This window comes from Sphingosinicella sp. BN140058 (assembly GCF_004135585.1).
GTDB lineage: Bacteria > Pseudomonadota > Alphaproteobacteria > Sphingomonadales > Sphingomonadaceae > Allosphingosinicella.
Map to the genome: position 1 here is coordinate 2,935,384 of NZ_CP035501.1, position 15,523 is coordinate 2,950,906.

General features: G+C 64.3%; 6 protein-coding genes and 1 tRNA gene. 4 read left to right on the forward strand and 3 right to left on the reverse strand.

Features of this window, described 5'->3' with window-relative positions; genetic code table 11:
• The first annotated feature begins 181 nt into the window (after positions 1-181).
• The 4 genes from ETR14_RS13340 (at position 182) to ETR14_RS13355 (ending at position 13,220) form a co-directional block, all read left to right on the forward strand.
• The gene (locus tag ETR14_RS13340) at positions 182-8,830 is read left to right on the forward strand and encodes an S-layer family protein (protein WP_129385254.1); all 8,649 of its coding nucleotides are present in this window, start codon (positions 182-184) and stop codon (positions 8,828-8,830) included.
• Between the two features lie 376 nt (positions 8,831-9,206).
• Positions 9,207-10,769, forward strand: coding sequence for a toll/interleukin-1 receptor domain-containing protein (locus tag ETR14_RS13345; RefSeq protein WP_129385256.1), 1,563 nt, complete (start codon positions 9,207-9,209; stop codon positions 10,767-10,769).
• 2 nt (positions 10,770-10,771) lie between these two features.
• Positions 10,772-11,449, forward strand: coding sequence for a hypothetical protein (locus ETR14_RS13350; protein ID WP_129385258.1), 678 nt, complete (start codon positions 10,772-10,774; stop codon positions 11,447-11,449).
• Between the two features lie 151 nt (positions 11,450-11,600).
• Positions 11,601-13,220: a tetratricopeptide repeat-containing protein gene (locus ETR14_RS13355; protein WP_129385268.1), complete on the forward strand. Its 1,620-nt coding sequence runs from the start codon at positions 11,601-11,603 to the stop codon at positions 13,218-13,220.
• On the opposite strand, the gene ETR14_RS13360 is transcribed toward ETR14_RS13355, so the two are convergent.
• The 3 genes from ETR14_RS13360 to ETR14_RS13370 form a co-directional block, all read right to left on the reverse strand.
• Positions 13,183-13,875, reverse strand: a complete 693-nt coding sequence (locus ETR14_RS13360) for a Crp/Fnr family transcriptional regulator (RefSeq protein ID WP_129385270.1) — start codon at positions 13,873-13,875, stop codon at positions 13,183-13,185. The genes ETR14_RS13355 and ETR14_RS13360 overlap by 38 nt on opposite strands.
• 62 nt (positions 13,876-13,937) lie before the next feature.
• Positions 13,938-14,014: transfer RNA gene (locus ETR14_RS13365), tRNA-Pro, on the reverse strand.
• 133 nt (positions 14,015-14,147) lie between these two features.
• Positions 14,148-15,464 carry an FAD-dependent oxidoreductase gene (locus ETR14_RS13370; protein ID WP_129385271.1) on the reverse strand — a complete coding sequence of 439 codons (1,317 nt, stop codon included), beginning with the start codon at positions 15,462-15,464 and terminating at the stop codon, positions 14,148-14,150.
• Positions 15,465-15,523 lie beyond the last annotated feature (59 nt).

A 15,523-nucleotide genomic window follows, 5' to 3' on the forward strand; every position in this document is an offset into this window, starting at 1 on the left:
GGCACTGCGAGTCTCTTCCCATCACAGGAGCCGTAGCACTCGAGGAGGGGAAGAAGCCGTTGCTGCACGTCGTGATGTCGCTTTACTTTGCCTAGCCGCGCAAGCGTTTCTGTGTCATTGCTTCAACGGGGGCTCGCGCGATCGATGACGCGCATGTCGGCTCGCCGCCGGGGGGATCGAAATGGCCGTGACTTTTACCGTAACCCGCAGCACCACCCTGTTCGCCGATCAGGACGAGATCGGGGTGGTGGATCCCGGCGATACCCTCCGCACCTGGATCGTCGTCACCAACATGTCGGGCCAGCCGGCGGATCTTGGCACCGGAGTCACCATCGCCGACTCGTTCGGCGGCTCCAGCCTGATCGCCGGAACGCTCAACGTCTCGCCGATCGCGTTCAACGATTCGTTCACCGCCGTCGGCAATACCGTGCTGCGCGTCGGCGGCGCTGCGAACATCGGCACCGGCGCGTCTTCGGTGGTGGCTGGAAATTTGCTCGCCAACGACATCGGCAGCGGGCCGTCTGCGATCGCGGGCGACGATGCACCTGGGTTCTCGATCGTCGCCGTCAGCAACGGCGTCAGCGCCGGCGGCGGCACGTTCAACATCTTCAGCGACGGCTCGTTCAACTACGTGAACCAGGCCGGTGATACCGGAACCGACAGCTTCACCTACACGATCCGGGACAATGGGCTCGACGGCATCGCCAACAATGCCGACGATCTCACCAGCACCGCCACCGTCACGATCACGCTGTCGGGCGAAGTGTGGTACGTCGACACGGCCGCCGCGGGCGGCGGCACGGGCACGTCGGACAACCCCTTCAACACGCTCGCTGCCGTGGGCGGCGCCGGCGATCCCGACGGCAATGGTGACATCATCTACCTGAAGGGCAGCGCCAACGGCACGATCGCGCTCGAGACCGATCAGCAACTTGTCGGCACCGGCGCGGCGCTCACTGTCGAGGGCTTCAATCTCGCCGCGGCGAGCAGCAGATCGACGATCACGGCATCCGGCGGCACCGTCGTCACGCTCGCAACGGGGAACAGCGTGCTCGGCGTGAACGTCGTCACCGGGGACGCCTCCACCGTCGGAATCCAGGACGGCGGGGGCACCGTCGGCGCGTTGAAGATCGATGCCATCACCGTCACCGGTCTCGGCAAGGCGATCGACATCGACCAGGGCGGCGCCCTGGATGTCGACATCAACTTGCTAAGCGCGAGCGGCACCAGCGAAGGCGTGCATCTCGCGGGTACGGCAGCGAACCTGCTGACGGGTTCGTTTCACGCCAGCAACGGCGTTATCCAGACTGCCACCAATCAGGGCTTCCTGATCGGGGCGGCGGGCGGCGGCACTGCCAGTTCCGGGGGCAGCGCCAACATATATTATGGCGGATCGATCTCCAGCAACGGCCTCGCGCTCGTCGAAATCCAGGACCGCACCGGCGGCACCGTCACCTTCACCGGCGTGTTCACCGACGGTTCCGGACCGGGGATCATCGCCGACGGCAATGCCGGCACGATCAGTTTCGACAACCGAATCTTCATCGAAAGCGGCGCCAGCACTGCCGTGTCGCTCACCAACAACAGCGGCGCCATTGCCTTCAGCGGGGCCGGGGCTGGAATGGACCTGACGACCACCACCGGCACAGGGTTCAACGCGGTGAACAGCGGCACCGTGGTCATTCAAGGTTCGGGCAACACGATCACTTCGAGCGGCGGTACCGCCCTCAATGTTGCGTCCACCACGATCGGCACCGGCGGCCTTACCTTCGAGAGCATCAGCGCCAACGGCGGCGCAAAGGGTGTCATCCTCAACAACACCGGCAGCACGGCCGGGCTGACCATCACCGGTACCGGCACCACCGACGGATCGGGCGGTACGATTCAGAATACCGATGTGCGCGGCATCGAGCTCATCGATACGGCGCAGGTCAGCATCAAGAATCTCAATCTGACCAATGCCAACGACAGCGCCGACACGGCCGGCAACGATCTTACCGTCACCAATGCCAACGGCGCAGTCTACATGCGCAACGTCAGTACGGCCGTGTTCGACAACATCAACGTTACCGGGACGATCCTCGACAATGGCATAACCGGCACCAACGTCAGCAATTTCCAGCTGAACAACAGCCTGATCAGCGGCGCCGGCAACGGCGCCCACGAGAGCGGAATCGAGTTCAACAATCTGTCCGGCACATCGTCGCTGACCAACAGCGAAATTGCGCTCTCCGAGACCAACAGCCTCGACATCGTCAATACCGACGTCAACCTCAACCTGACGCTCAACAACGTCATCTTCCGCGACACGCAATCCGGCGCGATCGGCGAAGGCGGGCTTCAGTTCCGCAGCTTCAGCAATGCGGCGGGCGCGCCAGTCACCAACATCGACATTCTCGACAGCGATTTCCTGCGTCTGCGCACGCAGGCGATTCAGGTGATCGGCGAAGACGATTCCACGGTCAGCGTCGACATCGTCAACAACGTCATCGACAGCGGCACCGGGATCGGCACCGGCATCGACATCAACGGCAACGACACTGCCAACGTCGCCTTCAACATCAACAACAATCCGACGATCCGATCGAGCGGCGGCGCCGCCGTCAACATCACGTCGTTCCTGAACGCAACCGTGATGGGGCGGATCAACAACAATCCCGACATCGAAGTCTACAGCCAGACGCCCGCCGGCACCGGCGCGTCCGGCAGCGGCATCCGCGTGCTCGCCCAGGAAAGCTCCCACACCATCGTCTCGGCGTCCGGCAACACCCTCACCCAGGATGTGGGCAACAACAGCTCCGCAATCGACGCGATCGCGCGCGAGGGCAGCGCCCGGCTCGACATTACGCTGATCGGCAACGTGATCGATTCGACCGATCCGAACACCCTCGCCGACATCAACCTTCAGAGCGGTTCCTCGTCCGGCACCAACATCGAGACGAACCAGATCTATGCGAACATTGCCAACAACAATCTGACTGCCACAGCCGCTCCGAACCTGCTGCGGCTGCGCGTGTCGGAACTCAACGACGGCCACAATCCGCGAATCTTTCTGCAGGGATTCGTCGAAGGCGGAGCCGGGATCGAGGACGACGCCGTGGCGACGTGGAACGCGAACGGCAACACGCCCGGTGCGTCCACCTCGAATATCGCGGTCAGCCTGACGGGCACCGCCACCGGGCCCAGCGCGGGCACCGCCCAGACCCCGACCAACCCGCTGCCGATCTTCGCGGCGGCAGCCCCGCCGGCGTCCGAAGCCTCGGAAGACGTCGGGCAGGCGCCCCCCGCGCAGGGAAGCGGCACTCCATCGGTCGACGATTCGCCCGAGGTCCCATTGTCCGCCGGGCCCGTGGTGGTCGATGACGGAGTCCTCGCCGCGGCCGAGCTCGCGCTGATCGTCGACGCTGCGATCGCGCGGTGGGCCGCAGTCGGCGCGACCGCCGTCCAGCTGGCGGCAATGCGCACCGTCGACGTCTCGATCGCGAACCTCGCCGGCTTGCAACTGGCGGAGAGCGGCGCCGGCGAGATCCGGATCGACGACAATGGTGCGGGCTTCAGCTGGTTCATCGATGCGAGTCCCGGCGACGATGCGGAATATCAAGCGCTTGCCGGCCGTCTTGCGGCGGCTGACGCGCACGGTGCCGCCGGAACCCGGATCGATCTCCTCACCGTCGTCATGCACGAACTCGGGCACCAGATCGGGCTCCTCGACGAATATGCATCGACGGATCGTGCCGACCTGATGTTCGGCACGATCAACCCAGGCGAGCGGCGACTGCCCGGCACCGATGCGGTGCAGGCGGCGAGCGGCAATGCCGTGGCCGGCGCGTTCGCTTTGTCGCCGATCAACATCGGCAACCTGCCCGCCGGTCAGAGCGTCACCATCGAGTTCCGCCACATCGTCAATGCTGCGGGCGAGGACGGCCTGGTCGCCGGCGTCTCCGGCGCGACAATCGTCGATTCCGATCAGACCGCACCCCAGAGCAGCGCAACCAACGTCACCGCCGTCGATGGGCTGACGCTCGGGGGCCAGATCTTCATCGATCTCGACAAGGACGGCGTTCTCGAGGCCGGCGAGAACGGGCCAAGCGGCGTGACACTCACGCTCTATGCCGACAGCAACAATGACGGCGTCTTCAGCGCCGGGGACCTTTATGTCGGCTATAACGAACTCGGCGGCGGCGCCGGCTATCAGCAGGGCATCGACACGCCGGCGCCGGGCGGCACCGGAACGGCGCTGACCACTGCCACTCTCGCAAACGGATTTTACAGTTTCGCCAACCTGGCGCCGGGCGATTATATCGTCGTCGTCGACTCCGCGAATTTCGCCCCCGGCGGAGCGCTGAACGCACGCGTCGCGAGTGCGAGCGCCAATGATCCGGACGACAATGTCGACAACGACAATAATGGCCAATCACTCTCCGGCCTCGTTGCGACGCGCGCGATCACGCTCGCCTACGGGACCGAAACATCGACCGGGCCGACCGGTCCGGCGCTCGACACCAACACCACGCTCGACATCGGTTTCGAGATTCCGAACCAGCCGCCGGTGATCGGCAACCTTCAAGGGGACAGCGCCAACTTCATCGAGGGCGGCACGACCATCGGCTTCGACCCTTCGCTCGACGCCACCGTCACCGATGGGGACAGCCCCGATTTCGCCGGCGGCTCGCTTACCGTCACCATCATCGATCCGCTCGACGACGATGCCATCGTCATCAGGACCGGCGGCGCCGTCAGCGCGACGATGGATGCCGGCAATGCGTCGGGCACGGTGTCGGTAGGCGGCGTCCAGATCGCCACCTGGGCGCTCGCCGGCACCGGCCTGTCGATGGTCTTCTCGTTCGATGCCGATGCGACACCGGCCGCCGTTCAGGATCTTGTTCGTGCGCTCGGCTATCGCAACACCAACGCAATCGATCCAGGCACCGCGACCCGCAACGTCAGCTTCACCCTGATCGACGGCGACGGCCGGGCCAATAACGGCGACGACGATACGACCGTGACCACCACCGTCACCCTCACCGCGGTCAACGATGCGCCGAGCGGTCAGGACGACGGTGCCACGATCGTCGAAGATTCGACCCACGTCTTCACCGCCGCGGATTTCAACTTCAGCGATGTCGACGGCAATGCCTTTGCCGGCGTGGTGTTCACCACGCTGCCGGCAAATGGCGTCGTCAAGATCAACGGGGTCGCGATCAGCGCCGGCGGGTTCGCGTCGGCAGCCGATATCTCGAGCGGCCTCGTCACCTACACGCCGAATGCCGATCAGGTTGGAATTGCCCTCGACACGTTCACCTTCCGGGTGCGGGACAATGGCGGCACCGCCAATGGCGGCGCCGATACGGATCAGACGCCGAACACGTTCACGTTCGATGTCACGCCGCTCAACGATGCGCCGGCGATCTCCAATCTGAACGGCGACACCTCAACCTATACGGAGAATGGTGCGCCGCTGCTGCTCGATGTCGGCAGCAATGCTGTGGTCACCGACGTCGACAGCTTCAATTTTGAACTGGGAACACTGACCGTCACCATCAATGCGGTTGGCGACGACGCGCTCTCGCTCGCGCCCGGAACCGTGGCCGTCGACAACGGTACCCTGGCGGTTTCGGTTGCCGGGGTGGAGATCGGCACCCTCTTTCCGGTCGCCTCGCCACCCAGTTTCGGTTTTTTCATCGCCCTCAATGCCAATGCCACGCCCGCACGCGTCCAGGAGGTCATTCGCGCCGTCCAATATTCCAATACCGGCGACGATCCGGCGGCGGGTACGCGCACCGTCACCTATACCTTGTCGGACGGCGACGGCAGCGGTCCCGGAGAGACTAGCACGATCATTCTTCAGAACTCGTTCGCGGTTCTCGCCGTCAACGATGCACCGGTGGGCATCGACAAGACGATCGAGGTCAGCGAGGATGATCCTTACGCCTTCTTCCTCACCGACTTCGGCTTCAGCGACGCCGAAGGGGACGACTGGGCCGAGGTCGTCATCACCACCTTGCCGGGCAATGGCGCGTTGCTGCTGAACGGCGTCGCGGTCGCGGCGGGGCAGGCGGTTTCGCGGGCGGACATCAATGCGGGCCTGCTCGTCTTCGTGCCGGATCCCGATGAAACCGGCGACAATTATGCCAGCTTCACCTTCCAGGTCCGGGACGACGGCGGCACCGCCAATGGCGGTGTGGATCTCGACGCCACGCCGAACACGATCACGATCGACGTCGCTCCCGACAATTTGCCGCCGGCACTCGATCTCAACGGCGCGGCCGCGGGCATCGACAATAGCGGCAGCTACGGCGAGGGCGCCGGTGCCTCAGTTCTCGCCCCGGCGGCGCTGGTCACCGATGCGGACGACACCGACATCGAAAGCGCAACGGTGACGATCACCGGCGGTCTCATCGCAGGACAGGATCGGCTCACCGTCAACGGCGCCACCACCGGGACCGTCAACGGCATCACCATCGCCTACAACGCGACGACGGGCGTCCTGACCCTGACCGGAATCGCGACGCTTGCCGACTATCAGGCGTTGCTCCGCCAAGTTGGCTTCAACTCGACCAGCGAGGCGCCGGGCACCTCGCGCACCCTCAGCTGGACGGTGAATGACGGCGTGGATGACAGCCCCGCCGCGACGACGACGATCGCGGTGACGTCGATCAACGATCTGCCCAGCGGGACGAGCAGCACGATTGTCATCAACGAGGATGCCGCACGCACGCTCGGTGCGGCCGATTTCGGCTTCAGCGACGTCGACGGCAGCTTCGCCAGCGTGACGATCGGTTCCGTCAGCGGCGGCAAGATCTTCTTCGATGCGGATGGAGCCGGACCCGCGCTGGCAACGGAAGTGACGTTGCCGCGGGTGTTCACGTCCGCCGACCTCGCCGGCGGATGGGTCAGCTTCGTGGCGACCGCCAACGCCAACGGTAGCGGGCTCGGCAGCATCAGCTTCGCCGTCACCGACAATGAGGGCGGCAGCGATGCCAGCCCGAACACGCTGACCATCGACGTAACCGCCGTCAACGACGCCCCGTCTCTCAGTGCCGCCGCCCCGGTGTCGGCGACGGAGCAGATTGCGATCGCCGTGCTTTCGGGCGTGACCGTCGCCGACGTCGACCTCGATCAGAAGAATGGCGGGCTCGGCGACTATGCCGGCGCGGTGTTCAGCGTGAACCGCAATTCGGCGGCCAATGCGCAGGACGTTTTCAGCCTCGTTGCCGGATCCGGCTTCACCATCGACGGCAACCAGCTCAAGGCGGGCGGGCTGGTCTTCGGCACCTTCTCGATCAGTGCGACCGGTTTCATCCAGATCAGCTTCACCAGCAGTCAGACGGCGGCGACCTCGGCGCTGATCGACCAGGTGATCCAGTCCATACGCTACCTCAACTCCAGCGACACGCCGCCCGCATCGATCGATCTCGCCTATGGCTTTACCGACGGTTCGCCGGGTCAGGGCCAGGGCAGCGGCGCGACCAATCTCGACGTCAAGCTGGTCAGCGTCGGCATCACCGCCGTCAACGATGCGCCGATCAACACCTTGCTGCCGACCCAGGCCGGCGTCGAGGATTCGAACCTCGTCTTCTCGGTCGCCAACGCCAATGCGATCAGCGTTGCGGATGCCGAAGCGACCAGTCTTCAGGTCACCCTGAGCGTTTCGCACGGTCTGTTGACCCTGGCAGGCGCGGCAGGCCTCAGCTTCACCACAGGTGACGGCACCGCCGACGCGACGATGACGTTCAGCGGCACCGCATCCGCGATCAACGCGGCGCTCGATGGCCTCGTCTATCGCGGCGCACTCAATTATCACGGCGTCGATGCCCTGACGGTCACCACCAGCGATCTCGGCGTCGCCGGTACCGGCGGTGCCAAGACCGACCAGGACATCGTCACGATCAACCTCGTCACCGACGGGTTCGTCGATGGCGACAGCGGCGACAACAGCGTCTCGGGCAGCGGCGGCCCCGAGCAGTTCCTGTTCCAGCATGGCGGCAACGATCATGGCGACGGCGGCGGCGGCAACGACCGCTTCTATTTCGGCGACCAGTGGAATTCCGGCGACAGCGTCGACGGCGGCACCGGCGAGGACTCGCTTCAGCTCGCCGGCGACTACACCTACACGTTCGGCGAGACCCAGATGGTCTCGATCGAACGGCTTCGGCTCAACACCGGCAACGGCGCCGATTTCGATTATTATCTGACCATGGCCAACGGCAACGTCGCTGCCGGGCAGCAATTGCTGGTGGATGCGCAGGGGCTCGTCGCCGGCGAGACCCTGACCTTCGTCGGCATCGCGGAGACCAACGGCTTCTACAAGATCCTGAGCGGCGCGGGCGACGACATCCTCGCCGGCGGAACGCAGAACGACATCATCTCCGGAGGCGCCGGCGACGATACGATCTACGGCCTGACCGGCAACGACACGATCACCGGCGGTCTTGGCCACGACATCCTGAACGGCGGATCCGGCAGCGACGTGTTCGTCTATGGATCGGCCGCGGAATCGACCAGCACCGGCTTCGACACGATCGAGAAGTTCAGCACCTATGTCGACCGGATCGACCTGCCGTTCGCAGTGACCGGCTGGAGCGGCACGGTAACGAGCGGCGGGCTCAGCGCCGCAAGCTTCGACAGCGATCTGGCGGCCGCGGTCAATGCCGCGCTCAACGCCCATTCCGCCGTCCTCTTCATCGCCAGCAGCGGCAGCTTCGCCGGCCGCAGCTTCGCGGTGATCGACGGCAATGGCGACGGATCCTACCAGGCCGGACAAGATTACGTTATCGAGTTCGCCCAGCCCGTCGCCCCGCTCGACGCGCACGCGGCCTATTTCATCTAGACCGGTGAGGAGGCGGCCGATCGCCTCCTCCTCGCCGGCCCGCGACGATCGAAGCGCGGGCGCAGAGACCACGTGCTCACGGCTCGTTGGGGACACCGGACTCGAGTCAGATATTCCGGCTTCCGCAACGTCGCGATCGTAACGGATCATACCAATTGGGAGCAGGAGATGTGATCGCATCCGTGCAGACGGTCGGCATCTTGCCGGGAGGCGTTGAGATCTTCGTCTGAACTGCAGGCGGCGAAGCGACTTCGGAACCAAAAAGAAACGGTAACGGTTCCGCAAATAGAAGCGAGTGGTATCTGCTTAACCGCTTGGCGACCAAACTTTCTTGTGGCACCATCTCCGAATAAACCATGTCCAAAGAGGGGGCGACATGGAGTCGGGGCAGGGCATTGGCACGCGCTACCGCGCGTTCCTGAGCTATAACCACAAGGATCGGCAGCAGGCGCGGTGGCTTCATCGTCGCCTCGAAAGCTATCGGATGCCGCGGCGACTCGCCGGTCGGGACGGTGCGCGCGGTATCGTTCCTGCACGACTTTCGCCGATCTTCCGCGATCGCGAGGAATTGCCGGCGGCCGGCGATCTTTCCACCGAGGTGCGTGCCGCGCTGGCCGCGTCCGAGAGCCTGATCGTCGTCTGCTCGCCCAACGCGGCCGCCTCGCCGTGGGTGGCGAAGGAAGTGCGCACCTTCCGGGAACTCCACCCGGAGCGCCCGATCTTCGCCGCCATCCTGGAGGGAGAGCCGGCGCAATGCTTCCCCGCCGGGCTCTCCACGGCCGAGATCGAGCCGTTGGCGGCAGACCTTCGCCCCGAGGGTGACGGCCGCCGTCTCGGCACCCTGAAGCTCGTCGCCGGGATCGCCGGCGTCGGCCTCGACGCCCTTGTCCAGCGCGACGCTCAACGCCGCATCCGCCGCGTGACCGCTGTCACGCTCGGCGCCCTGCTGATGATGCTAGTCACGATGGGATTGGCGATCTTCGCTTTCACTCAACGCGTGGAGGCCGAGCGGCAGCGGGCGGAGGCGGAAGGATTGGTGGAATTCATGCTGACCGATTTGCGCGAGCGGCTGAAGGGTGTGGGGCGGCTGGATGTGCTGACGGCTACGAACAAGCGCGCTCTTGCGCTGTACGAGGGGAAACCGCTCCGTTCACTTAGTCCGGATTCGCTTGAGCGGCGTGCACGAATTCTGCTTGCCATGGGAGAGGATGCGGAGAAGCTGGGCGACCGATCTGATGCGTTGTACCGGTTCCACGAAGCGCATCGCGTTACCGGCGAGCAATTGAAACGAGATCCTCAAAATCCCGAGCGACAGATGGTGCATGCACAAAGTGCCTACTGGCTGGGCTACATTGCGTATCTCGATAGGAACTGGGACGTGGCCGCAACTTATTGGGGCGAGTACCGGCGCCTTGCCCAGCAGCTCGCTGCCCGCGATCAGGATAATGCGGATTGGTTGCGGGAAGAGGCCTTTTCTGAGGGGAATTGGTGCACCTTGGAATTAGCGGTCAAGGCTCGACCGGATGCCGCCTTGAGGAGCTGTCAGCGCGCTTTGGTAATCATGGAAAAAGTGCAGCGCCTGCGTCCGCAGGAGCTTCGAACTATCCGAGATGTCGCCAACAGACAGGCTTGGCTGGCCGATGCGTGGCTGGCGTCCGGCAACCGAGGCAGGGCTCAAGCGGCGCGAGAGGCACAGCTGCGCTTACTTGAGCCATATGCGTCCAGGTTGCGTCTCGATGCAGACCTCCAGGACCAATGGATGCGCGCGCTAATGGTCATGGCTGAGGCGCTTGCGGGTGAGGACCGGGCGAAAAGTCGTGCGTACAGGCATCAAGCCGCGAAAGTCGCGCGTGACCTTATGCGCCGCGATCCTAGCAATGAAGCTTGGAGGAGCTGGAAGCGTCGGATTGAAGGCACAGCAATCAAAGATGGAGATTGAACATGGAATCAGCTCTTCTCGAAGTGGTGGCGGCTCGCGTGGGTAGTGTTCAGGAGATGGGCAAACTAGACACCACGGACGTACTACCAAAAGACGTTATAGTTTGGAGCCTTGACTTTAAAGTAACCGGAAGCGGAGAGATCGACATATTCTATGACAGAGCTGCTAGATATCGGCTAAGGGGACCGGAAACAATTGAAGATTACACAAGGAGAATCGTAGACGGTCATGATCCGACCTCTCAAGACTGGAAAACACCTGGAGAGGTGGTTCCTGGCAAATCGCCGCTTTCAATACACCACACGGAATATGCCTACCTTGTGTTTGTCCTGAACAACAAAAACTGGCAGTTTATGGATAACTGCTTTCCATTCTCAGTCGAAAACGGCAAATCAGGTTATTATATCGAAGCAACTGGCGTTTGGAGGGATAGACTCACTGGTGCCATGAAATACGAATACAAAGTAGAGTCTGGTGCAAAATGTCGTGTTGCTTATTTTATCTCAAAAGCGCAGGAGGAATTCGACAACTCCAAGGAGCCGGGTAATGCGTTTGTAACCCGATTCAACTTCTACCTTGATCTAATTGTCAACAGGAAGGGTGTGCCTCGATTATTGCCTACCATCGTTGATCCAGACGTTGGGCATCCTGGCGGTTACGACCCGAATCCCGTGCCTTGAGATTGGCATCGCTCGCTCCAGATGCCATTGTGAGACGCGGTCGCGCAAGGAAGGGCGTATTCAACTAACGTACATGTGCCGGACGCTGGTCTAGTTGGCTATGATCCGCCAAGACCTTCGACGAGGCCACTAACGGTCTGGATGGGACTCAATGGCGAACGATGACCTGAACTCCCTCCAAGGGATCGGTGCGCTCGCACGGGCCGGGGCTTTGGAGGAGGCTTGGTCCCGGTTCAGCGCTGCCGGATTCGACCGTGACACTCGGCCGGCGGCACTCGCTCTGCAAGGACGTTTGCTCAAGGATAAAGCCTTGCGAGCGACCGGAGCGGCCAGAGTGAAGCTCTTTCGCGAGGCGGCCAAGATGTACGCGCACGCGGCTCAAAACGGCAGTACAACCTATCCGCTGATCAACGCGGCGACCCTTTCCCTTCTGAGTGACGATCTGGATGGCGCTGCGTCGTTTGCCGGTGAGATCCTGCGGCGGCTGTCAGAGGAGCCGGACGAGTTCGAGACGCCCTATTATCACGCTGCGACACGGGCCGAGGCATTGCTCCTTCTCCGCCGCGAGCATGAAGCCGCCGGTGCGCTCCGCATAGCGATAGCTCTCGCGCCAAATGCGTGGGAGGACCATGCTTCCACCATTCGCCAGTTTGAGCTGATCCTCACTAAAAGAGGCAGTGAAGCGGATTGGCTCGATGATCTTCGGCCGCCGCGTTCCGTACACTTTGGCGGGCACATGTCGTTTCGATCGGATGTCTCTAGGCACGGGCTTCTCGGCGAAACGGTCACCAGAGCGCTGGAGGTGGAGAATGTCGGCTTCGCATTTGGTGCGCTCGCAGCGGGAGCGGATATTATCATTGCCGAGGCACTGCTCGAGCGAGGCGGGGAGCTGCACCTGATCGTGCCGGGCGGTCCCACGGCGTTCGCTGCGCGCTCGGTGGATCCATTCGGCCCCGAGTGGCGGCGGCGGTACGATGCGGTGCTCGAACGCGCAGAAGCGGTAAGGCTTATTCGCCCGCTCGCTATGGCGCCCGATGCGGAGACGATTGCGGTTGCGGACGAAGTCGCCATGGGTGCGGCGCTGATGAACGCTCGACGACTGGAGAGTTCGGCCGTGCAGTTGCTGGTCGTCGATAATGGGGCCGCACCGGAACCGAGCGCGACCTACCGTGCGCAGGTGCGCTGGGCTCAGGGTGGCTGGCGCCAATGGCTCATCCCAGCACCACGTGAGGCGGTTGCGCCCACTCCCGCGCATGACACTGCTAGTTCTTCGTCAAGACGAGCAATGGCTGTCCTCTCAATCCGCTTCGCTGAGCAAGTGGAAGGCGGAGAGCAAGGGAGATTGGCCACCTTGCGCACGTTGATCGACCGATTGTCCCACTCGGCGCACCTAGCCTATTTCTCCGAAGACGCCGTGATGCTCGCCTTTGAGAATTTGCTTTCCGCGGCCGACGTCGGATTAAGGCTGGCAAGCGCGGACTACCGGATCGGAGGGGACTATCTCGCTACAACCGCGTTCACCGACCCCTTTTCCGGAGCGCAGCGCTTGCCCGGCAGTGCCACCGCGGCCGCGTCTGCCGCGGCGGCATCGACACCGCCGGGTTCGGTCTGCGTCACCGAGGACTTCGCCGCCGCTCTTGCGGTCGCTGGGGATGCCGGACCGCACAGCGAATATGTCGGCGAGCTCGACCCGCCCGATGAGGGGCCGCCGATCGCCCTCTACGCTCTCAAGCCTAGAATATCATCTCCTCCAGACGGCCCGGTGCGCTGACGATCAGCGCGTCGGCGTCGCGGCGGATGATGCCGCGACGCTGGAGGCCGTTGATCGCCCGGGACGCGGTCTCGCGCGTCGTCGAGACGCGAAGCGCGAGTTCGGCGATAACGGGGGAAGGTCGGATCGCGAGATCGGGTGCCTCGCGTGCCTGGCGCAGCAGTTCCGCATAGACCCGCCCCATAGCGGAGACGGCGGCGCGTTCGTACATCCGCTCCGTCGCTTTTCGCAGCCGCTTGAGGAGCATGCGGGAGAGGGCGAGGCTGATGCAGCCGTGCTGCTGGGCGAGCATGGCGAATTCGGCGGCTTCGAGCACCAAAGCGCGCGCATCCTCCAGCGCCCGTACGTCCGCCTCCTGCCGCACCGGCTCGAGCTCTCCGAGCGCGCCGAACAGGTCGCCGGGATGATATTCGTGGAGCAAAACCATCTGACCGTCGGCGCTGTAGAGCAGGGCTTGCGCACGGCCGAGCAGAAGCAGGAAGGCGGTGCTCAGCCAATCGCCCTGGCGCAGGATCGTCGCATGGCCGGCATAAGCGCGGATCCGGCCCCGCCGCATCACCTGGGCGGCGACGTCGGCGGAGCAGGCGAAGATGCGCGCGATCAGATCGTGCGTGGCCTGGGCCTGCGGATCGCCGGTGCTGGAGCCCCCTTCCATGAGAGGATCAGACCGCAATTAACGAGGATTCGCAACGGCGTGCGCGCGTTGGGACAAGAAAATGGTCGGGGAGAGAGGATTCGAACCTCCGGCCCCTGCCTCCCGAAGACAGTGCTCTACCAGGCTGAGCTACTCCCCGACCGGATACCGGCTTGCGCCGACCGGAAGGCAGGTGCGAGCCTATAGGGGGCGGTTTTCGGCAGCGCAAGCGGTCTCTTTTGGCGCGCCGGCGGCCTCGCGCAAACGCGATGCGAGGCGGCTCTGGAAGACCTTCAAGGCTGTGGGGCGAGGCTGCCGAGCATGTCCTCGATGCTGACGAATTTCTCGCGCGGGCTGCCGCTGCGCGCGCGCGCCGCCTCGGCCGCCTCGATCCTTTGCCAGTCGCAGAACGGCACGGCGGTGACGCCGCGCGTCTGGAGCAGGGCGTCGAGGCCGTCCCCGCCCGGCTTGCCGCCGTCGCCGGTGCCGAAGCGGGCGAAGATCTTCTCGGCGACTTCGAAGCCGTCCGGGCGGTTGGTGCCGATCGTGCCGGTGGGGCCGCGGCGCGCCCAGCCGACGCAATAGACGCCGTCGCCGATCACGCCTTCGTCATTGGCGAAGCGCCCGCGCGCCGGATCGTAGGGAATGCCCTCGATCGGCGGGGTCTGGTAGCCGATGCAGGTGACGATCAGGCCGCAGTCGATCGCATGACGCTCGCCGGTGCCGACCGCCCGGCCATCGTCGGTCAGCCGGGTCCGCTCGACGATCAGCCGCTCGGCCCTGCCGTCGCCTTCGATCGCGATCGGCATCGCGAAGAATTCGAAGCAGATCGTCTTCGGCTTGTCCCCGTCCGGCGCGCCCTCGGCGAATGCGCGCAGGTGCGCGACCGACTTGCGCAGCCCGGGTTCAAGCCCGGCATCCGCGGCCTCGGGCGGGAGATCGGCGCGATCGACGAACGGGCGCGCCGCCTCGAGATGGCCGAGCTCGCCAAGCTCCTTCGGCGTCATCGCGATCTGATGGGGGCCGCGCCGGCCCAAGATGTGGATCGACCGGATCGCCGAGCGATCGAGCGCTTCGAGAGCGTGGCCGACGATGTCGGAGCCTGCGAACTCGGCCTCGGTCTTGGCGAGGATGCGGGCGACGTCGAGCGCGACATTGCCATTGCCGATCACCGCGGCGGCGGCAGCAGTGTCGAGCGGCGGATCGAGCGATGCGAAATCCGGATGGCCGTTATACCAGCCGACGAAGGCGGCCGACCCGAGAACGCCCGGAAGATCGCTGCCGGGAATGCCGAGCGGCCGGTCCGCGGGCGCTCCGGTCGCGACGACGACCGCGTCGTACAGGTCGCGAAGCTCGTCGATCGAGACGTCGCGGCCGATCAGCACGTTGCCAACGAAGCGGACACCCTCCGCCACGGCGACCTTTTCGTAGCGCCGGGACACTGCCTTGATCGACTGATGATCGGGCGCGACGCCGGAGCGGATCAGCCCGTAGGGGACCGGCAGCCGGTCGATCAGATCGATACGAACTCCGGCGCCATATTGCTTCTGCAGCCCCTCGGCGCTGTAGAAGCCGGCCGGGCCGGAGCCGATGATCGCTATGTGCCGCATCCGCACGCTCCCATTTTCCCCGGATGCTAGCGCTGCGCCCCGGCTTGGCAAGCCGCCAT

Excerpts from the sequence above, each read along its gene's own strand:
- ETR14_RS13340 (WP_129385254.1), top strand. The coding sequence starts at position 182 with ATGGCCGTGACTTTTACCGTAACCCGCAGCACCACCCTGTTCGCCGAT.
- ETR14_RS13345 (WP_129385256.1), top strand. The coding sequence starts at position 9,207 with ATGGAGTCGGGGCAGGGCATTGGCACGCGCTACCGCGCGTTCCTGAGC.
- ETR14_RS13350 (WP_129385258.1), top strand. The coding sequence starts at position 10,772 with ATGGAATCAGCTCTTCTCGAAGTGGTGGCGGCTCGCGTGGGTAGTGTT.
- ETR14_RS13355 (WP_129385268.1), top strand. The coding sequence starts at position 11,601 with ATGGCGAACGATGACCTGAACTCCCTCCAAGGGATCGGTGCGCTCGCA.
- ETR14_RS13360 (WP_129385270.1), bottom strand. The coding sequence starts at position 13,875 with ATGGAAGGGGGCTCCAGCACCGGCGATCCGCAGGCCCAGGCCACGCAC.
- ETR14_RS13370 (WP_129385271.1), bottom strand. The coding sequence starts at position 15,464 with ATGCGGCACATAGCGATCATCGGCTCCGGCCCGGCCGGCTTCTACAGC.